Source organism: Aminipila butyrica (genome assembly GCF_010669305.1).
In the GTDB taxonomy this organism is placed as follows: domain Bacteria; phylum Bacillota; class Clostridia; order Peptostreptococcales; family Anaerovoracaceae; genus Aminipila; species Aminipila butyrica.
The window spans coordinates 1404704-1423988 of record NZ_CP048649.1 but is presented as its reverse complement, the minus strand read 5'-3'; the positions used below and the strand labels follow the sequence as shown (position 1 = coordinate 1423988).

Sequence of the window (19285 nt, the reverse complement as noted above, 5' to 3'; positions counted from 1 at the left end):
GGATTTATACCTCTTCTACTTTTTAAAGACCTCTTCTCTGCTTTTACCTTCTTCATATACCTTTCGCAAAATATCCTCCTGCAGAATGTATACCGAAGTATCTGATATTTCTATAGAACGAACATAATCTTCATAAAAATCATTTACAGGCACATCTTCTCTCGTGTTTAAATCCCAGGCCCTGCCATCTTTAAACACACCGGATCGAGCCATCTGGAAGCCGTAGCCATCGGTGAAGAAGGAGCCATAAGGCAGATAGGCATGCTCCGCTACCAGACCCTGTTTATAAGTGAATAGATTGTGACCCAAATAAATAGTATCCAGATGATCCAGCCCCATAACATAAGAAATGGTAGGCAGGAAGTCAATCTGCCCTCCCGGGTGATGGATCGTCTGTGTCACGTCATCCGCTGCTTGAGGGATGTGAATCAGCAGCGGAATGTTCATCCGATCATCCCAGTCATAACTATGACCTAACAGGCGGCCCATGACCTGATCCGTCTCCTCGGAAGACGGCAGCCCCATATGATCGCCGTAGATGGCAAAGACCGTGTCTTCATACAAACCGGCTTTTTTAAACTCGTCAAATAGCTCTGAAAGCGCATAGTCTGTATAAGCTACGCTGTTCAAGTAATTGCCCACCAAGGTTCCTTCATCTTCTGGCTTCAAATCGATAAACTTGTACTTGTCCAGCATCTCATAGGGGTGATGATTGGACAAAGTGATAACAAAGCTGTAAAAAGGCTCTGGCAGTTCCTTGATGTATTCCATAGCTTGGGGATAGAACTCCGTGTCAGTCAGGCCCCAGCCCATCCATTCCGTCATGTTGAAATTTCCACCAGGACGCTCTGTATCCCCTATGAGGCCACCGTAATAGTGGTCAAACCCCAAGCTGGGATAAATGTCATCTCGATTCCAGAAATCTCGGTTTTCGTGAGCATGAAGAACTGCCGTCTCATATCCTTGATCCTTCAGCAACCACGGCAGTCCACGGAAATAATTTTTTTCGTAGAGCTGATAGGTAAAGGCCTCAATGGACCCCATGATGGAATTGTTGGTAGCAAATTCTGCATCAGAAGTGTTACCAGTACCCACCTGCTGGTAATAATTGTCAAAGTATACCGTCTTGTCCTCAAGAAGACTGTTTAAAAATGGCGTCACTTCTTTGCCATTATAGTTCAAACCAATTGTAAAATTTTGCAGAGACTCTACCTGAATGACCACCAAATTTTTCCCTTTGGCCACGCCAAAGAGGGGTCCTTCCTTTTCCGTCTCATAATTGTCGGCAAATTCCATGATGTGAGTAGGACCGTTAAGCCCCAGCACTTCCCCCGCAATGTCTCCGATGTGGTATGTATAAAACTCCTGTTTTGCCAAAGACTGCATAAAGGGCGACCAAGCACTGGTGAGAATTAGAAGCAGGATAAGGGCCAATGGAATGGTCTGATTTCGATAGTGACGCAACCGCTTTGTCTTTTCTCGCTTGCGCTTGCGCTCCGTGCGCTTACGCTCTACTCGTCCCAGCGGTTTTTCTTCCTGAGCATCTGCCCTCAGAAGCACCCCCTCTTGTCCTTCAGCAGTTGATTCTCTGACAGCCCCGTCAGCTAATGCCTGTTCCACCGCCTGGGTTTCCTTTAGCGTGATAGCATCCAATTCTGCCAGAATATCCCTCTCACTAGCAGATTCCTCCTCTGATTGGTCGTCTGCATGGGAAGCTGTTCCCTTGCCAAGGCCTGATTCCAGTTCATCTTGCTGAACAAGCTCTGCCTGTTTCTTCTTTTTATCCTTTACCTGATGTGAAATCACCGCTCCCAAAACCACCGCTGCATCCAGCAGCATGAGAAAGTTTACAGGTTTCATAATTTCCTTGATGCTGGCCGTTACATCCCCTAGCATGCCCGCTGACCCCAGCAGCGCCACAGATAGGTATTTGTTGAAGAAACTGCAATAAGTCACATCTGCAAACATCAAAAGAGACAGCACCAGATAAATGACTGCCGGAATAAGCTTATTCTTAAAGGCTTTAAACAAGTAATAGGTCAGCGTCCAGGAAAGGAGCCATATAAGCACCAGATTGGATTTCACCGACATGAGTCCGTAAAAAACCATAAATTTTATTAGTACCAAGGGAACAGCAGCACAACCTGCCAGGCCATACAACTCTTTGAACTTTACTGCAAACTGCTTGCTTCGATCTATATAATAGTTGATTTTATTCATTTTTATCTCCAAATTCACTAATTTAACCTGACTATCATACCATAAATTCCCCCATTCTTCAAGAATCACCGCTTTTTTTCATCAAAGATTCACAAAAGTAACGATTGATCCACCTGGGCGTGAACTAATTTATGATATGCAACCGCAGCTTTCATATTTGCAACAGGCCGTTTACATCATTCAAACTACTATTGGTGGTATGCAACCAACAGATTATGCTACAATTCTTACAGGAGGTGATAGGGATGGGCATGGCAGAAAGGCTGCAAGCTTTGCGCAAAAAAGCAAATTACTCGCAAGAACAAGTGTCTGATATGTTAGGTATTTCGAGACAGGCTATATCCAAATGGGAAAGTGGACAAGGAAAGCCTGAGATTGATAATATTATTAAACTCGTAGAAATTTACCATGTAAGCGCTGACTACATCTTACTTGGGCAAGAAGATACTATTCAAGTTGAACCAAAGCAGAGAAAGCAATTAAGTCATACGGCACAAAAAACTATTGGCGTAATCGCCATTATAGCATCAACCGCCATTATAACAGTTCTGTTTATTACGGCATTAGGCACATTATCAAAATTGGGATTTTAAAAAAGTTGTTGTAATTTTGACTCGCTGTCTAGTATTGAGGTAACAAAAGAGAAAAGCCGTAGGATCTGAAATCCTACGGCTTTTCTTAAAACTGAAAACAGCTTTTATGAACAGAGGTCCTTATGGCCCGCTGTCTTTTATTTATTCATTTTACAGAAGTTCTTTTCTGGACAGGTTGATTCGGTTCTGATTATCGATTTCTGTAACCTTAACGGTAACCTTATCGCCGATGTTCATCACATCTTCTACCTTCTCTACCCGTTCCTTCGCCATCTTGGAGATGTGCAGCAACCCTTCTTTACCTGGCAGAATCTCAATGAAAGCACCGAAATTCATGATTCGAGTCACCGTACCTTCGTAAGTCTGACCCACTTCTACGTCCTTCGTCAGCAGCTCAATCTGCTTCTTAGCAGCTTCAGCCCCTTCCATGTTGGCACTGTAAATGCTGATCAGTCCAGGTACATCATCTGAAATGTCAATCTTTACGCCAGTCTCATCGATAATCCGATTGATGGTTTTTCCACCAGGACCGATGACAATTCTAGTCTTGTCTGGATCAATATTCATGGTGATAGCTCGAGGTGCATAAGCAGACATTTCCTGTCTTGGCGCAGGAATCTCCTCCAGCATCTCTCTCATGATGTGCATCCGGCCTTCCTTTGCCTGATTGAGTGCATCCTCTAATATCTGTCTGGACAGTCCGTGAACCTTAATATCCATTTGGATAGCAGTTACACCGATCTCTGTACCAGTCACTTTAAAGTCCATATCTCCCAGGAAGTCTTCCATACCCTGGATATCAGACAGGATGGCAATTTTACTGCTGCCATCTTCCTCTACTCGCTCAATAAGTCCCATAGCAATACCGGAAACAGGACGCTTAAGCGGTACGCCGGCATCCATCAGAGCCAGACAAGAACCGCAGGTGGAACCCATAGAAGTAGAACCGTTAGAGGACAGTACTTCCGATACCACTCGAATGGCATACGGGAACTCTTCCAAACTCGGCAGCACTGGAATCAACGCTCTTTCAGCCAACGCTCCGTGTCCGATTTCTCGTCTTCCAGGACTTCTGGCTGTTCTGGCCTCACCTACAGAGAAAGCCGGGAAGTTGTAGTGATGCATGTAACGCTTTTCTGTCTCTTCACCAATACCATCAATAGTCTGTGCTTCAGAAGCCGGAGCTACCGTGCAAACAGAAAGGACCTGAGTCTGTCCACGCTTGAACAAACCGGTACCGTGAGTCCGCGGCAATACACCAGTTTCACACCAAATCGGACGGATGTCCGCAGGCTTTCTGTTATCTGGGCGAATGCCTTCATCTAAAATCATAGAACGAACTGCTTCCTTGGTAATGTTGTATAACACGGAAGCAATATCCTTTCCATTCTCTGGATAAATCTCTGCGAAGTGTTCTTTCGTTTCCACCTCTACCGCATCCATGTTATCCAGCCGTTCCAGCTTATCTACCGTCTTGATAGCAACCTTCATTTTATCTACTGCAAAAGCCCGCACTGCCTGGTCAATATCTTCCGGAACCTTGTAAAGCTCTACGTCCTGCTTTGTCTTACCAACCTCGCGGATAATTTCCTCGATAAATTCTACCAGTTTCTTGATTTCATCGTGAGCAAAGAGAATGGCATCCAGCATAGTCTGCTCTGGCACTTCCTTCGCACCTGCCTCTACCATCATGATGGCCTCTTTAGTGCCCGACACCACCAAGTGCATGTCGGACTGCTCTCGCTGTTCCTGTGTAGGGTTTACTACAAACTGACCGTCTACCATGCCTACCAGCACAGAGGCCGTTGGGCCGTCCCATGGGATATCCGATGTAGAAAGGACGATAGAAGATCCCAGCATGCCCACGATTTCCGGCGCACAATCCGGATCCACACACATAACGGTAGCTACTACCACAACATCATTCCGATACCCTTTCGGGAATAAAGGCCGAATTGGCCGGTCGATCAGCCGGGAGCTCAAAATTGCCTTTTCACTCGGCCGTCCTTCCCGCTTTATAAAGCCTCCGGGAATTTTACCTGCGGCATACATTCTTTCTTCATAATCCACGCTCAGCGGAAAAAAGTCAATGTCCGGTCTTGGTTCCTTGGACGCACAGCAGGTCACGTTAACCACTGTGTCACCATACCGCAGCATAGCCTGTCCGTTGGCCTGCTCACAAACCTTGCCAATCTCTACCTGCAGCGGTCTTCCGCCTACCATCGTTTTAAACGTTTTGTAATCTTCAAATCTCGCCATATTAACAACTACCTCCTGTTAATTCTTGGTCTATTTTTGCCAACCCGTATCTTATTATACATTATATAAAACCTCGTCCATATGGCTTTCAGCAATACTTCCTCGGTTAAAAAATAAAAGCGGAGCTTTCATGCCCCGCTTGTATTCCTCGACTACTTTCTTAATCCTAAACGTGCAATAAGATTTCTGTATCTTTCAATATCCTTATCCTTTAGGTAATTAAGAAGGTTTCTTCTCTGTCCAACCATCTTTAACAGACCTCTTCTTGAGTGATGGTCCTTCTTGTGGATCTTCAAGTGTTCATTTAAATCATTGATTCTGAAGGTTAAAACAGCTACCTGTACTTCCGGGGAACCGGTGTCACCTTCCTTCAACTGATAATCCTTGATAATCTCTGCTTTTTTAGTCTGATCAATCATGTTCTTTCTCCTTTTCTTCATTCACCTTTGCCGAGTCTTCGTCGGAGTTTCGAGAGACTAAGTCAAAGGCACTTACATATTGACACCTAATCATATCATGATTGGATATCCTTGTCTAGTTCTTTTTAGCCGCCTGCAAAATCAAATCTTCAAAGTCTTGGGGCTGCATGGGCCTGGCAAAATAATACCCCTGAGCCACATCACATTCCATCGCTCGTAAAGCTTCTGCCTGTTCCCTGGTCTGGATGCCTTCTGCAACAATCTCCAAATTCAACTCCTTGGACATCTTAATGACACTGCGGATGATATTTCTTCCCTTCTGACTGTCAAAGGTCTCTGAGAGAAATTCTTTGTCTATCTTAATAATATCTGCCGGCATATCCTTTAATATACTCAAGGAGGAATAACCGCTGCCAAAATCGTCGATGGACACGTAGAACCCGGCTGCCTTAAACTCGTTGATAATGTCTATAATCCGCTCGGTATTCTTTTCCAAGGTACCTTCGGTAATCTCGATTTCCAAGCCAGGGGTCTGCACTTGATATTTTTTTGCCAGCTCCAGCATATCTTTTACCAAGTTCTCCCGGCCCAAGGTCACTCTGGACACATTCACCGAAATACGCGGAATCTTGTCTGCGCCTGCCTGCCTCCATTTCTGAATCATCTGGCAGGTGGACTCAAATATATACAAATCCAACTTCTCAATAAAACCGTTTTCCTCAAACAGGGGAATAAACAGCATAGGAGACAGCATACCCAGCTCCGGATGTTTCCAGCGAACCAACACTTCTGCTCCAATCAGCGTCTCATCCGACAAGGAATACTTCGGCTGAATACAGGTAATGAACTCCTTGTGGAGCAAACCGGCCTCCATGCCCACGGTTACTTTCTTTTTCAGCTCCATGTTCTCCGCCATCTCCGGGGTGTACTCGGCGATGGGATTCCCCACCCTGCCTTTTACTGTCTTCTTGGCAATATTCGCATAATCCAGCATTATCGAGAGGTTTTTCTCCGGCTGATGAATAACATAGGCCCCAATGCTTAAGTTCAGCTCATAATCCTGTCCCAGGATAGCCTGAACATCTTTTCTCAGGTTTCGATCATCGGCTATAGATGCAAAAATTTGATTCTTATCGGCAGCTTTCCCGATAAATACAAAATTATCCGCAGTCCGCCGAGCCGTGAGCAGAATTTCTCCCGGCAAAATTTGTTCGATATGTTCTGCCAAAGCTTGTAGAACCTGGTTGCCCACATCATAACCATAAATATCGTTTATGTATTTAAAGTTGTTCACATCCATGCTCACCAGCATGTATTCCTCTGGTTCGGCACTATCCAGCAAATCCCTGGCCTCCAGGTGAAACTTAGCCAAAGAAGATTTTCCTGTGCTTTTATCTACATAGAGGATGGATTTAAGCTTTTTATTGTTCCGCTCAATGAGGAATAACGCCGCCCCGAAGAGCACCACCACCAGCCCCAACAGACTCCAGGCATTTTCCTTAATCAATCTGCCAAAAGATACCTCATAGGCACTGGCAGAGGTATTCTTATAAATGATGGTGTTCACCACATCGCCGTCCAATCTGGCGATACCCTTGTTGAGGATATCAATCATTTTCTCCGGCAACTGCTCAGATACCTGAAGGTTCATGCGGCATTTAAGATCCGTACTGTAGACAAAAAAGCTGCTTGTCTTTTCTAACTGTTCCAGCTCATTGTAGATGTAGGCAGGCATGAGCATCGCATCTGCTTCCCCTGAGTGAAGGACTTTTAAGGCCTCCTCTGATGTCTCTGCCGTCTGAACAAAAAACTGCGGATACTCCTTTTTCAACTGGTTGTAGTTCATCTTATCAAAAGAGTAGACGGCCACCTTCAACGGATCAGATAAGTTAATCTGCTCATCCGATACCAGCATCATGGGGATGCTCAAATACGCCGCTGTGTCACGGCCGCCGGCTAAAATCCCTCCTCGGTGCCCTGCATACAAATCCACTTCTTCCAGCTTCTGCTTTGCCACCTTCCCCTTGCTGCTGGTTATGGGCACAAATTGAAATTCAATGCCGCTAAGGCGGCCTACCTCTGTCAGAATGTCGATGCAGATACCGCTGGGTAAACCTGAATCTCGATCGTAATATTGCAAGGGACGGCTGTCTGACTCACACCCCACCACCAGCTTAGGGTATTTCTTTACCACTTCCAGCTCACTCTTGTCCATGCCTGGCTTGCTGTTCTCCCGGCCACTGAAGTACTTGTCATAAAGCTTTTCTTCAAAATATTTATCTCTTTTAAAGATTTCCTGAAGGGCCTTGTTCATCCCCTCTAGAATCTCTCGGTTGCCCTTGGTCGTGGCATAATAATAAGGGGTTGCTGACAGCCGAGCCACTACCATGGTCCCGGGTACTGTGTACAAATCCCCTGTCAAATAGGCATCATATCGGCCTTCTCGCAGTTCTCTGCTGATATCCTTGGAATCCGTATACACATACTGAACCTGTATCCCTTTTTCCTGACAGTATCGTTCCATGGCCTCTATGTAGTATTTCCCTGGTTCTGAACCGACCCGTATGCCGTCCAGAGCCTCCCAGTCATCGTAGGAAAGCTGACTGTCTTTGTTGGCAAACAGCACGCCAGTCTCTACCCCCATCTGCATGGCTGGAAAGTCATAGATTTCTTCTCTGGCCGGAGTCTTCTCCATGGGTCCCAAAAGATCAAGCTTTCCTTCTTGCAGCATATGGAGGCCCTCTTCCCAGGAGCACTTTACAAACTGATAGGTCCAGCCTGTATACTTCGCAATCTCCTGTAAATATTCATAGCCATACCCTCGGCTCTCCTGACTGGAAGGTTCCATGATGGTAGCGTAATCTGGGTAATAACCCACCTTCACTACCTTCTCCGCAGAACTTCCACCTGCTTCCACATAAACGGGAAAGCAGAAAATGCTGGCTACGCTCCAGATCAGGACCAACCATAAAGCTATTGTACGTTCACTTCGATTTATTCGATTCTTTATCATATATCTCCACTCACCGATATTTTGTTCTTCTATGATAATCCTTCGCCATAATACAATCGCTTGTAATTTGCTTAGACAATTCCTCTACGCCAGCAAATTTTCTTTCGTCTCTGCTCTTCTCCAGAAACTCCACTCGAATGTTCTTGCCGTACAATTCCTTATTAAAATTAAAAATATGTGTTTCTACGTTCTTCTTGTAGTCGCCGATGGTCGGCTTCACTCCCACGTTAGTAATGCTGGGATAACGAATTCCATTGTAACTGCAATAGGTGACGTATACACCGTTAGGCGGTGTCACCATGCTTTCATCGATAATCAGGTTAGAAGTCGGAAACCCGATGGTCCGGCCAATCTTATTGCCCACCACCACTTCGCCGCCGATGGCGTAATGCCTGCCCATGTACTTCATGCATTGATCGACCTTGCCTTCCCCTATCAGGCTGCGGATAAACGTGCTGCTTACCAGCTGTCCGTCAATCTGAAAGGGCTCCAGTACGTGAATGCCAAAACCTTTCTTAATACCTTCCCGCATTAAGACTTCCGGCGTTCCCTGGGCTTTGTAGCCAAACTTATAGTTAAAGCCACAGTAAGCCTGTCTCATATTGAACTTTTCCAAAAGAATTTGATCGATAAAGTCTAGGGCCTCCATGGTACGAATCCGCTCATCAAAGGGAATATTGAACAGGTAATCAACCCCTAACCGCTCAATAATCTCCGCCTTTTCATCAAAATATAAAATATTTTTCACAGGCTTTTCTCCAGGCTGAACATTTTTGGGGTGATTAGAAAAGGTAAAGACAGCACTTTTCAAACCGGCTGCTTTGGCTGCTTGGACGGTACGGGCAATCAACGCCTGATGACCCTTGTGAACGCCGTCGAAGTTGCCCAAAGCGACTACAGTTCCCTCTATCTTTTTGATTTCCTCTGTACTATTAAAAATAATCATCTTCTATCCTCTGCCAAAAACTTTATCTGCCTTGAAAGTATTCTTCTCCTGGTCAAAAAAAGCTACGCCCAGAAAGACAGCTTCGCCTCTGTCTCCTGTATAAGCCTTATATGCCTGACGAAATTCCTCTCTGGCGGCCATGGGTGGTGCTTCTTCTGCAAACCGAGGCCTGCTCTGAACCTCCACCTGATTAGCCTGAACAGCGCCGCCATCGCAAAACCACTTCACCCGATCTGGGCGAACCAAAATCTCTCCAAAATGGACCAGCGGAAAATCCACCGATACCACAAAAGTGTTGAGCTCCTCCGGCAATGCCCTAGCGTAGGAGGTAATCCTTCCGGTCTTGGGATCCCTTATATTCTCTCCCTGCCGCAGGGCCTTCAGCTGGTCCATGGTCACTGCCTGTTCCAAATTAAAAGCACCGCTGGCTGTTCGCACCAAACCACTCATGACAGCCTTACACCCTAGGGCTTGACCAATGTCCCTGCACATGGAACGGACATACGTCCCCTTAGAACAGGTCACCTCAAAAGTAAAGCTCCTCTCTGATAAAGTAATATCTACAAGTTGTATATTTTTAATATATACCCTTCTAGAGGAAATTTCAACCACTTCCCCTGCTCTGGCGTACTCATACAGCTTTTTTCCCTTTACCTTCAACGCTGAATACTTTGGTGGAATCTGAGAGATAACCCCCTTAAACTTTTCCAGAACCTGTCGAACAGCAACTTCCGAAATCTTTCCTTCCCCAATAAGGGCTTCGGTTCCTTTTATGTCCTCCGACACCGTCTGCCCCCAGATATCCAAGGTATCGGTTTCTAAACCTAAAAGAACCTGACAGGTGTATGTCTTCAAATCCATGTCCAGATATTCCATAATGCGGGCAGCGCTGCCGATGCATACTGGCAGAACGCCCTCCGCCATGGGGTCCAGGGTACCCGTATGACCCACCCGCTTGATTCCCGTCAGGCTGCGAACCACATTCACGCAGTCGTGGGAGGTATATCCTTTGGGCTTGTTTACGTTAATAATTCCCTGCTCAATCATATTTGTCCTTTCAACTGTTCTTCTGCCAACCCCATCATTACCTGGATAGTCTTCTCATAGCCTTCTTTTACCGTACAACCTGCCGCACGCACGTGGCCGCCGCCGCCCAGCTTCTGGCCGATAGCCGCCACATCCACATATTTCTTAGACCTCATGCTGACCTTGCACTCCTGAGAGCTGACCTCCTTGACAAAGATGGCCAGTTCCACGCCAGCGATGTTGCGCATGATTTCCACCACGCCTTCCGCCTCATCTCTCAGTCCTCCGGTCTCCCGAAGCATCTCCTCGGTAAAGCCGCAGATGGCCGCCTGGCCCCCTGCAAAGACATGCAACCCTTGTAAAATCCTGGTCTGAAGCAGTAACTTTTCCAGGCGATTATTCTGGTAGAGCTCCACACTGACCTCATTGTAGTCCACGCCTCGGTCCCACAGGTCTGCGGCAATTTGATGAGTCTTTCCCGTGGTGTTGGAATATTGAAAATTCCCCGTATCCGTCGTAATAGCCGCAAAGAGGGCTGAGCCAATCTCTTTATCCAATTCCACTGGCAATTCCTGAAGCAGATCATAAACAATCTCCCCAGTGGCCGCAGCGGTTGAATCAATATAATTAAAATCAGCAAAAGGGACTGTCGTGGTATGGTGATCCAAACAGCCCTTTTGCTTTCCTGATAAAAATTTCTCTTCTCTTTTTTGAAATCGGCTCACATCTCCGCAGTCCATGCAGAGGCACACATCTGGCTGGCTGATAATCTCCAAGTCAGAGGTGCAGAAATCCTTGTCCAAAAACTTTAAAAAGGCAGCAATCTCGTCCTCAATGAGGATATAAGCCTGTTTGCCAAGCTTCCGAAGTGCTGCACAAAGTGCGGCAGAAGAGCCCAGTGCGTCGCCGTCCATATGGGTATGAGGGAACAGCAACACACTTTTTGAAGCTACTAAAATCTCCGCAATCTCTTTCAATGTATTGTTTGCTTTATTCATCTTCTTCATCCGGTTCTTCTTCGCTCTTGTAATCTTCTATGCCTAAGCTGCTGATAACCTGAGAAATATGTCTGCCATATTCCAAAGAGGTATCCAGCTTAAAAATCAATTCCGGTACGTGCCGAAGCTTGATACTCCTGCCGATTTCCCGCTTAATCAGGCCTTTGGCGCTTTTGAAGGCGGCCAAAACGTCCTCCTTCTCCTTTTGCGCCACTTCCTGATCTTTGCTGGTATTCAGCGCGGTCACATAGACGGTGGCATAGCTGCCGTCGGAGGTAACCTCCACGGCAGATACGCTGACCAATCCCGATAATCTAGGGTCTTTAATTTCTCTCAGGAGCAATTCACCGATCAGTCTCCTAATCTCTTCTCCGAGGCGGCCTTGTCTATATCCTTTGCCCATTAGCCTTACCTTCCTATTTTCTCTCGACCTCTACCATGTGGAAGCATTCGATAATATCTCCCTCTTTCAGGTCATTGTAATTTTCGAAGCCGATACCGCACTCAAACCCGTGCTGAACTTCCTTGGCGTCATCCTTAAACCGCTTCAAGGAAGAAATCTTGCCTTCGTGATATACGATGCCGTCTCGAACTAAACGGATTTGCGCATTTCGAACTACTTTTCCCTCTAGTACATAAGCGCCTGCAATGGTGCCTACGCCTGGTACCTTAAAGGTGGTCCGTACTTCTACTTTACCCAAAACTTCTTCTTTAAATTCAGGATCCAGCATACCCTTCATCGCAGCTTCTACGTCATCGATGACATTGTAGATTACGCTGTAGGTTCGGATTTCTACCCCATCCCGTTCAGCCATGGTGGAAACTGCCGTGCTCGGACGCACGTTAAAGCCAATAATAACCGCTCCGGACGTTCCTGCCAGCATAACATCGGATTCTGTCACGGTACCAACCCCAGAATGGATAATGCGTACACGCACATTTTCATTTTTCAGCTTTTCTAAGGAAGCTTCCAATGCTCCTACGGAACCCTGCACGTCACCCTTGATAATCAGGTTCAGCTCTTTGATCTCGCCCTCCTGAATCTGGGAGAACAACTGCTCTAACGTGCTGCTAGCATTTCTTGCCAATACTTCTTCTCGCAGTTTGGATTTTCTGCTTTCCGCAATTTCACGGGCTACTTTGTCTTCCTTCACTGCATGGAACACATCTCCGGCTTCTGGTACATCGGTAAGACCCAAGATTTCCACTGCGGTAGCCGGTCCGGCTTTGCGGATAGTGTCCCCCTTAAAGTTCGTCATCAGACGGATACGTCCACTGCTGGTACCCGCAACGATACTCGTACCGGACTGAAGCGTACCATTGGTCACTAACAGCGTAGCCACCGGCCCTTTAGCCTTATCCAAACGAGCTTCAATAACAGTACCCATAGCCAGCCGGTTCGGGTTGGCTTTCAGTTCCATCACTTCTGCCTGAAGCAGTACCATCTCCAACAGGTTAACAATACCGTCGCCAGCTTTAGCTGAAACAGGCACTGCAATGGTGTCACCACCCCAAGACTCTACTAAGATACCATGCTCCGTCAAGTCCTGCATAACTCGATCCGGATTAGCTCCTGGCTTATCGATCTTGTTGATAGCTACAATAATCGGCACACCTGCGGCCTTCGCGTGGCTGATGGACTCAATGGTCTGCGGCTTCACGCTATCGTCGGCAGCTACGACCAAAATAGCGATATCCGCACCGTGAGCACCTCTGGCTCTCATGGCAGTAAAGGCCTCATGTCCTGGTGTATCCAAGAACACAATCTTCTGTCCGTTAATGGTAACTTCTGACGCACCGATATGCTGGGTAATGCCGCCAGATTCGGAAGCCGTCACATTAGTTTTACGGATGGCATCCAACAAGGAAGTCTTACCATGGTCTACGTGACCCATAACGGTTACAATTGGTGGTCTCGGCTTCAGATCTTCTTCCTTATCCTCGAAGTTTTCCAAGCCTTCTTCCACGGCATCTTCCTCTACCTTGCCGATAACTACGCTGACACCCAGTTCTTCGGCCAGAATTAATACCGTTTCTTCATCTACGTTCTGATTGATGTTCGCCATAATGCCTAGCTTCATCAGTTTCATGATAACAGTAGACGTGGATATTTCAAGCTGTTCACAGAATCCAGCTACAGTGATCGGCACGTTGATAATCTTGGTGCCTACTGGCAGCTCTTCCATGTTTACTTCTGGTTCTTCTACCACCTTTGGCCGAGACTGATGCTTCTTCGGCTTCGGAGCCTTTTCCAAAGATCTAGGCTTTCCACCCTGCTTTGGCTTTCCATTCTTCTCTAATTTAGCGAATTTATCCCGCTCTTTTTCCTTTTCCTTCTCATCCCGCTTGATAGTCGGCTTGGATACCATAGGAGCTGCCACATCGCCGCCCCTGTCGTTGCGCTGGAAATTCTTCCGTTCGCCGCCGCCTCTGTGATCTCGGTTATCCCCGTCCTTGTCTTTGTTGTAGTAAGGGCGGTCACCGCTGCGCTGATAATTTGGCCGATTTCCGTTGTTATCCCGGTAGCCGCCGCCATTGTTGCCATTGTTATCTCTGCGTGGTCCGTTGTTGTCTCGGTTTCCGTCTCTTTGCGGTCCATTGTTATCTCTGCGTGGTCCGTTGTTGTCCCGGTAGCCGCCGCCATTGTTATCTCTGCGTGGTCCGTTATTATCTCTGTAGCCGCCGCCATTGTTATCTCTGCGTGGTCCATTGTTATCTCGGGGCCCATTGTTGTCCCGGTAACCACCGCCGTTATTATCTCTGCGTGGTCCGTTGTAGGGACCGCTGCCTTCCCGGTTTCCGTCTCTGCGCTGATAATCACCTCGACCGCCGGATCGGTTGCCTTCGCTTCTGGCCTGCTCCCGTCGCTGGGCTTCAGCCTTCCGACGTTCTTCTGCCTTTTCCCGCTCTCTTCGTTCTTCTTCCGGGTCAAACTTTTTGATGATTTTCAGCCGCTGAGGGCCTTCTGAAATAGGTGCCGGAGTTGGTTCTGGCTTGGCCTGTACCGGCTTCTCTACCTCATTCTTTACTGGTGCTTTCGCTTCTGCAGCCGGCTTTACCGCCGCCTCTGCGTGCTTTTTAGCATCCTTTTCTTCAAAATCCTTTGGAACTACCGGCTTTCCTACCGGCGGCTTTGATTTTGTTGCTTCTACATCTCTCGGTACGGGTTTCCCTACCGGCGGTTTCTGCATGGCCCCACTTCTCTCCTGGCCTTTGGCTGTCTGAGTCTTCGCCGGCTTGGCGGATGGACTTGCTGTCAATTTTTCTGCTGCCTTCACTACGATTCTCGGTTCCTCCTCTTTGTCTTCCTTTTCTACCTTCTTGGGCGCCGCCTTGACGATTTTAGTCTCTGCGCTTGACCGGCTTCTAGTTACAGTATTTCTCACTGAAATTGCATCAATGTCAGATAGTCCGCTCATATGACTTTTCGCTTGAATCCCCATTGAATTGATCTTCTCCAGCAACTCTTTGCTGTTCATATTCAATTCTTTTGCCAACTCGTGGATTTTAATTGTCATCCGAACACCTCCTTCTATATAGACTGATTTTCATCAATCTCTTTCAAAATGACGTTTGCAAAATTTTGATCTGTTATGCCAAATACACCCCTTCCCATCGTTCCGCAGGCTTGTGACAACTCATCGCAGGTGCTGTATATGCGGTATACCACCTGATGCTCTTCCGCCGAGCCGACCATTTTCTTCATCGTATTTTCCGAAACATCGTCTGCCACAATCAAAAGCTTTATCTTCCTTTTATTCATAGCCAAAAGACATGTATTATAGCCCATGAGCAGATTTCTGGAGCGCTTCGCAAACCCCAAATAGCTATCGATTTTTTTCCTCATATTTTTTTAATTCCTCAAACAGACTTTCCAGCTGTTCACTGCTCAGCTCCATCTCCAGATTCCGACCAATGGCTCGCCTCTTCTGGGCTTTTTCAAAACACTGGGTGTCCGGACATAGGTAAACCCCTCTGCCCTTAGCCTTTCCCGTCAGATCCACTGATACGTGGCCTTCGTAGCCAGCTATTCGCAACAGCTGAGTCTTGGGCTTGGATTCCATACAGCCCACACAGCGTCTCATGGGTATTTTCTTCGTCTTCAAGGCCCTCACCTCAATTCTTCTTATTCCTCTTCTTGCTCAACCTCGTCACTTGGCAAAATTTCTTCATTCTCCAAGTCGCCAGTCAGCAGTTCTTCTTCGCTCTCAAAACTGTCCATTTCCAAATCATCTTCTTCGTAGTCCACGATTTCTTCTGGCTCTGAGTAATACTGAGTATGACTTTTGATGTCAATCTTCCAGCCACACAGCTTTGCTGCCAGCCGTACATTCTGACCTTCTTTACCGATGGCCAAAGACAACTGATAGTCTGGTACGACAGCAATAGCAGTCTTATCTTCATCATTTATAAGCACCTGCTCCACCTTAGCGGGACTCAGGGCACTGCTGATTAGCTCCTCTGGATAATCACTCCAGTTGATGATGTCAATTTTCTCCCCGAACAACTCATCTACGATGACCTGGACCCGGCTTCCGCGTGGTCCGACACAAGCGCCTACGGCATCCACATTTTCATCCAAGGCATAGACGGCCATCTTTGTTCTGGAGCCAGCTTCTCGAGAAATACTTTTAATCTCGATAACTCCGTCTTCTATTTCCGGTACTTCCAACTCAAAGAGCCTTTTTACCAAACCGGGATGGGATCTGGACAAGTACACCTGCGGGCCCTTAGTAGTCTTCTTCACATCCATGATGTAAACCTTAATTCGATCGTTGACATCATACCGTTCTCCTGGTACCTGCTCCGTAGCAGCTAGGATGCCTTCGGTCTTGCCCATGTTGATGAATAGGGTGTCGTTGCTGATGCGGTGAATCTGTCCGTTGATAATCTCACCTTGCCGATTAATATAATCGTCGAAAATCATCCCCCGTTCCGCTTCCCGAATTCGCTGAACTACTACCTGTTTAGCTGTCTGGGCTGCAATTCTGCCAAAGTCCTTTGGAGTCACTTGGTATTCAATGGCATCGCCAATCTTATACCGCGGATCGATCTCCAAGGCATCTTCCAGAGAAATTTCGATCAAGTCTTCCCAAACCTCTTCCACTACATCTTTCTTCATGAATACATCGATGTCGCCGGTATCTTTATTGATATTTACCCGCACATTCTGAGATGTTCCGTAGTTCTTCTTATAGGCCGATACCAATGCCGATTCAATGGCTTCAATAAGAACATCCTTGGAAATTTCTTTTTCCTTCTCCAGCTCTTCAATGGCCTTTATAAATTCTCTATTCATGTTCCCGCAAAACCTCCTTTAAAATATCACTGCTAATCTTGTCTTAGCCACTTTGCTCACAGGAATTTCAATCTGTTGATTTTTTTCATCGGTCAAAATCAGCGTGTCCTCCTGAATACCCACCAGCTGGCCCTCCAGCTTTTTCTTTCCGTTCAAAGCCTGGTAAAGGCTGACCTCTACCTGACTGCCGGCATACCGCTGGTAATCCCGCTCCCGGAATAACTCTCGGTCCATGCCTGGGGAAGAGACTTCCAGATAATAATTTTGTTCGATGGGATCGTTTTCATCCAACTTTTCACTCAAAAACCGACTAACCATCTCGCAGTCATCCGTACTGATATATTCTTCTCCAGCCGTCTCTGCTTTATCGATATAAACTCTCAAAAACCAATCTTTTGCTTCCTTTATAAATTCCACATTATAAAGTTCTAAGCCATTCTCCGCTAAAAATGAAGCCAGCAGGTCTTCAACTAAGTCCTTTATTTTCACCTTAGCCATTTCGTTCCCTTTCCATTCCATTCGCTCTATTTTGATTTCTACAAAAGCAGAAGAGTGGACAACGCCCACTCTTCTCAACAAAAGTCTAAAATTAACAACTTATATTAGAATAACATAAAAGGCCTGCAAAAGCAAGCCTTTATTTCGTTTTCACCCTACATATTTAGAATGGCCAAGGCCCGATCTGTATCATTTACCTTCATAATCATCGGTGCTACACCGTTGTTGGAATAGCCATACATATAGGAAACATTAATGCCGGCGGATGCCAGCTTTTTCAATATGTGATGCAAAGCGCCTGCCTCATCGGGCGTTTCCACACACAAGACGTCTACCAAATGGACTGAAAACTCTTTTTCTTTCAACTTCTCAACAGCTCTTTCATAATCATCTACAATCATTCTGGCTATGCCAAATTCCGCCGCTTCCGCGATGCTGATTGCCGAAATATTAATGCTATTTTCACCAAATATCTGGGTCAGCTCTTCCAGCCGTCCCGTCTCGTTTTGTAAAAACACCGTCACCTGTTTGATAATCTTCATGTAATTCATCCTCCCTTCACCTCCTAAATGTGGCGTTTATCCAGAACCCGCTTTGCCTTGCCTTCACTTCTCTGAATAGTCTTGTGCTCGGCCAAAGTAACCTTTACACCGATTCTCAGCACACTGTTCAGCTTGTGGCGAATCTTCTCCCGGATGTTCTCCAGCTCACCCATTTCATCGGGCACATATTTTTCATCCAGTTCTACTTTGACTTCCACCGTATCCATCGTCCCCTGACGATCGACAATGATTACATAGTTAGCAGAAACCTCCGGCACCTCCAGGAGAACGCTTTCCACCTGAGAAGGGAAGACGTTGACACCACGGATAATGAGCATATCGTCGCTTCGACCCAAAATCCGTCCCATCTTGGCGGTTGTTCTGCCGCATTGACAGGTGCTGCGGGTGATGCTGCTCAAGTCTCTAGTCCGGTATCTCAAAAGGGGCATAGCCTCTTTCGTCAGATGTGTGAACACCAGCTCGCCTACCGTGCCATCCGAAACAGCCTCCAACGTATCTGGATTGAGGATTTCCGGATAAAAGTGATCTTCTGCTACATGCAGACCGTCTTGCTGGTTGCAGCTGGCGGACACGCCAGGTCCCATGATTTCACTGAGACCATAGATGTCATAGGCGGTCAGACCCAAGCCCTCCTCAATTTTTTTCCGCATTTCCTTGCTCCAGGGCTCCGCCCCAAAGATACCGACTTTCAAGGATAGGTCTTCCTTGCTCATACCGTTTTCAGCCAGGGATTCGGCTAAAAACATGGCATAGGACGGCGTGCAGGCCAAGATGGTAGGTTTAAAATCTTTCATTAGCGTCAGCTGATTTCGCGTGTTCCCTCCCGAGATTGGAATGACACCTGCACCCAATTTGGTAGCTCCGTCGTGAAGCCCCAGTCCGCCAGTGAACAGGCCGTAGCCATAAGCGATTTGGATGATATCCTTTCTGGTTCCTCCTGCGGAGCAGATACAGCGAGCTACACACTCGGAGAAAGTCTCCAAATCCTTTCGGGTGTACGGTACCGCCGTAGGCTTGCCAGTCGTTCCCGAAGAGGCGTGAATCCGCACAAACTGACTTTCTGGGGCAGCACAAAGGCCAAAAGGATAATTGTCCCTCAAGTCCTGTTTGGTGGTAAACGGCAGCTTGACGATATCATCGATCGTTTGAATGTCTCCAGGCTCCACCCCGATTTCTTGCATCTTTTTTCTGTAAAACTCTACATTCTGGTAGACCCGGGCCACCGTATCCTTCAACCTGCGGCTTTGCAGCTCCCGCCTTTGTGCTAACTCCATACATTCTGCTGTTTCATTCCAAATCATTTTCCCTTCTCCTTTTCCAACTCTTTGTATCCTGAAGGGCGGCTCTGCTGAGGTTCTGGCAACAAGCGCGTGTGAAAACTCCCACTTCTGTACAAAAAAAGACTTTCCTTCTCCTAAGAGACGGAAAGTCCGCGGTACCACTCTTATTGC

The 19285-nt window shown here is 46.8% G+C and carries 16 protein-coding genes and 1 other annotated feature (1 of these 17 only partly in view); of the genes, 1 reads left to right on the top strand and 15 read right to left on the bottom strand.

What is annotated here, in order from left to right; genetic code table 11:
* Positions 1 to 15: 15 nt before the first annotated feature.
* On the bottom strand, positions 16 to 2220 hold the full coding sequence (locus Ami103574_RS06785) for an LTA synthase family protein (protein WP_163065961.1): 2205 nt from the start codon (positions 2218 to 2220) through the stop codon (positions 16 to 18).
* 245 nt (positions 2221 to 2465) lie between these two features.
* Between Ami103574_RS06785 and Ami103574_RS06780 the strand changes: the two genes are divergently transcribed.
* The gene (locus Ami103574_RS06780; protein WP_163065959.1) at positions 2466 to 2813 is read left to right on the top strand and encodes a helix-turn-helix domain-containing protein; all 348 of its coding nucleotides are present in this window, start codon (positions 2466 to 2468) and stop codon (positions 2811 to 2813) included.
* Between the two features lie 150 nt (positions 2814 to 2963).
* Here the strand turns inward: Ami103574_RS06780 and Ami103574_RS06775 are convergent, their stop codons facing one another.
* The 14 genes from Ami103574_RS06775 to Ami103574_RS06710 all read right to left on the bottom strand — a co-directional run bounded on the left by Ami103574_RS06775 (position 2964) and on the right by Ami103574_RS06710 (position 19135).
* Positions 2964 to 5072 carry a polyribonucleotide nucleotidyltransferase gene (locus tag Ami103574_RS06775; protein ID WP_163065957.1) on the bottom strand — a complete coding sequence of 703 codons (2109 nt, stop codon included), beginning with the start codon at positions 5070 to 5072 and terminating at the stop codon, positions 2964 to 2966.
* Positions 5073 to 5224: 152 nt separating this feature from the next.
* Positions 5225 to 5491 (bottom strand): 30S ribosomal protein S15, encoded by a 267-nt coding sequence (gene rpsO / locus Ami103574_RS06770; protein WP_163065955.1) that lies wholly within the window; start codon positions 5489 to 5491, stop codon positions 5225 to 5227.
* A gap of 115 nt (positions 5492 to 5606) precedes the next feature.
* Positions 5607 to 8504, bottom strand: coding sequence for an EAL domain-containing protein (locus Ami103574_RS06765; protein ID WP_163065953.1), 2898 nt, complete (start codon positions 8502 to 8504; stop codon positions 5607 to 5609).
* 10 nt (positions 8505 to 8514) lie between these two features.
* Positions 8515 to 9450, bottom strand: a complete 936-nt coding sequence (locus Ami103574_RS06760) for a bifunctional riboflavin kinase/FAD synthetase (RefSeq protein WP_163065951.1) — start codon at positions 9448 to 9450, stop codon at positions 8515 to 8517.
* Positions 9451 to 9453: 3 nt separating this feature from the next.
* Positions 9454 to 10497 (bottom strand): tRNA pseudouridine(55) synthase TruB, encoded by a 1044-nt coding sequence (gene truB / locus Ami103574_RS06755; protein ID WP_163065949.1) that lies wholly within the window; start codon positions 10495 to 10497, stop codon positions 9454 to 9456.
* The gene (locus tag Ami103574_RS06750) at positions 10494 to 11483 is read right to left on the bottom strand and encodes a DHH family phosphoesterase (protein WP_163065947.1); all 990 of its coding nucleotides are present in this window, start codon (positions 11481 to 11483) and stop codon (positions 10494 to 10496) included. Before Ami103574_RS06750 ends, truB begins: the two co-directional genes overlap by 4 nt.
* Positions 11467 to 11877: a 30S ribosome-binding factor RbfA gene (gene rbfA, locus Ami103574_RS06745; RefSeq protein WP_163065945.1), complete on the bottom strand. Its 411-nt coding sequence runs from the start codon at positions 11875 to 11877 to the stop codon at positions 11467 to 11469. Before rbfA ends, Ami103574_RS06750 begins: the two co-directional genes overlap by 17 nt.
* Before the next feature lie 13 nt (positions 11878 to 11890).
* On the bottom strand, positions 11891 to 14992 hold the full coding sequence (gene infB / locus Ami103574_RS16245) for a translation initiation factor IF-2 (RefSeq protein ID WP_163065943.1): 3102 nt from the start codon (positions 14990 to 14992) through the stop codon (positions 11891 to 11893).
* A gap of 14 nt (positions 14993 to 15006) precedes the next feature.
* A complete protein-coding gene (locus Ami103574_RS06735) occupies positions 15007 to 15321 on the bottom strand; it encodes a L7Ae/L30e/S12e/Gadd45 family ribosomal protein (RefSeq protein ID WP_163065941.1) in 315 nt (104 codons plus the stop codon).
* Positions 15302 to 15580, bottom strand: a complete 279-nt coding sequence (rnpM, locus tag Ami103574_RS06730) for an RNase P modulator RnpM (protein ID WP_163065939.1) — start codon at positions 15578 to 15580, stop codon at positions 15302 to 15304. Before rnpM ends, Ami103574_RS06735 begins: the two co-directional genes overlap by 20 nt.
* Before the next feature lie 20 nt (positions 15581 to 15600).
* Positions 15601 to 16773, bottom strand: a complete 1173-nt coding sequence (nusA, locus tag Ami103574_RS06725) for a transcription termination factor NusA (RefSeq protein ID WP_163065937.1) — start codon at positions 16771 to 16773, stop codon at positions 15601 to 15603.
* Positions 16774 to 16791: 18 nt separating this feature from the next.
* Complete coding sequence (locus tag Ami103574_RS06720) at positions 16792 to 17271, bottom strand: ribosome maturation factor RimP (protein WP_163065935.1); 480 nt, start codon at positions 17269 to 17271, stop codon at positions 16792 to 16794.
* A 155-nt stretch (positions 17272 to 17426) separates the two neighbouring features.
* Positions 17427 to 17822, bottom strand: a complete 396-nt coding sequence (locus tag Ami103574_RS06715) for an ACT domain-containing protein (RefSeq protein ID WP_163065933.1) — start codon at positions 17820 to 17822, stop codon at positions 17427 to 17429.
* Between the two features lie 14 nt (positions 17823 to 17836).
* Positions 17837 to 19135 carry a phenylacetate--CoA ligase family protein gene (locus tag Ami103574_RS06710; protein ID WP_163065931.1) on the bottom strand — a complete coding sequence of 433 codons (1299 nt, stop codon included), beginning with the start codon at positions 19133 to 19135 and terminating at the stop codon, positions 17837 to 17839.
* 113 nt (positions 19136 to 19248) lie between these two features.
* Positions 19249 to 19285, bottom strand: a binding site (T-box leader); it runs 197 nt beyond the window's last position.

What these genes read in the sequence shown, in the direction of transcription:
- truB (WP_163065949.1), bottom strand. Translation starts at nt 10,497, where the DNA reads ATGATTGAGCAGGGAATTATTAACGTAAACAAGCCCAAAGGATATACC.
- Ami103574_RS06735 (WP_163065941.1), bottom strand. Translation starts at nt 15,321, where the DNA reads ATGAGGAAAAAAATCGATAGCTATTTGGGGTTTGCGAAGCGCTCCAGA.
- Ami103574_RS06720 (WP_163065935.1), bottom strand. Translation starts at nt 17,271, where the DNA reads ATGGCTAAGGTGAAAATAAAGGACTTAGTTGAAGACCTGCTGGCTTCA.
- rbfA (WP_163065945.1), bottom strand. Translation starts at nt 11,877, where the DNA reads ATGGGCAAAGGATATAGACAAGGCCGCCTCGGAGAAGAGATTAGGAGA.
- Ami103574_RS06710 (WP_163065931.1), bottom strand. Translation starts at nt 19,135, where the DNA reads ATGATTTGGAATGAAACAGCAGAATGTATGGAGTTAGCACAAAGGCGG.
- infB (WP_163065943.1), bottom strand. Translation starts at nt 14,992, where the DNA reads ATGACAATTAAAATCCACGAGTTGGCAAAAGAATTGAATATGAACAGC.
- Ami103574_RS06780 (WP_163065959.1), top strand. Translation starts at nt 2,466, where the DNA reads ATGGGCATGGCAGAAAGGCTGCAAGCTTTGCGCAAAAAAGCAAATTAC.
- Ami103574_RS06715 (WP_163065933.1), bottom strand. Translation starts at nt 17,822, where the DNA reads ATGAATTACATGAAGATTATCAAACAGGTGACGGTGTTTTTACAAAAC.
- nusA (WP_163065937.1), bottom strand. Translation starts at nt 16,773, where the DNA reads ATGAATAGAGAATTTATAAAGGCCATTGAAGAGCTGGAGAAGGAAAAA.
- rpsO (WP_163065955.1), bottom strand. Translation starts at nt 5,491, where the DNA reads ATGATTGATCAGACTAAAAAAGCAGAGATTATCAAGGATTATCAGTTG.
- Ami103574_RS06785 (WP_163065961.1), bottom strand. Translation starts at nt 2,220, where the DNA reads ATGAATAAAATCAACTATTATATAGATCGAAGCAAGCAGTTTGCAGTA.
- Ami103574_RS06765 (WP_163065953.1), bottom strand. Translation starts at nt 8,504, where the DNA reads ATGATAAAGAATCGAATAAATCGAAGTGAACGTACAATAGCTTTATGG.
- Ami103574_RS06775 (WP_163065957.1), bottom strand. Translation starts at nt 5,072, where the DNA reads ATGGCGAGATTTGAAGATTACAAAACGTTTAAAACGATGGTAGGCGGA.
- Ami103574_RS06760 (WP_163065951.1), bottom strand. Translation starts at nt 9,450, where the DNA reads ATGATTATTTTTAATAGTACAGAGGAAATCAAAAAGATAGAGGGAACT.
- Ami103574_RS06750 (WP_163065947.1), bottom strand. Translation starts at nt 11,483, where the DNA reads ATGAAGAAGATGAATAAAGCAAACAATACATTGAAAGAGATTGCGGAG.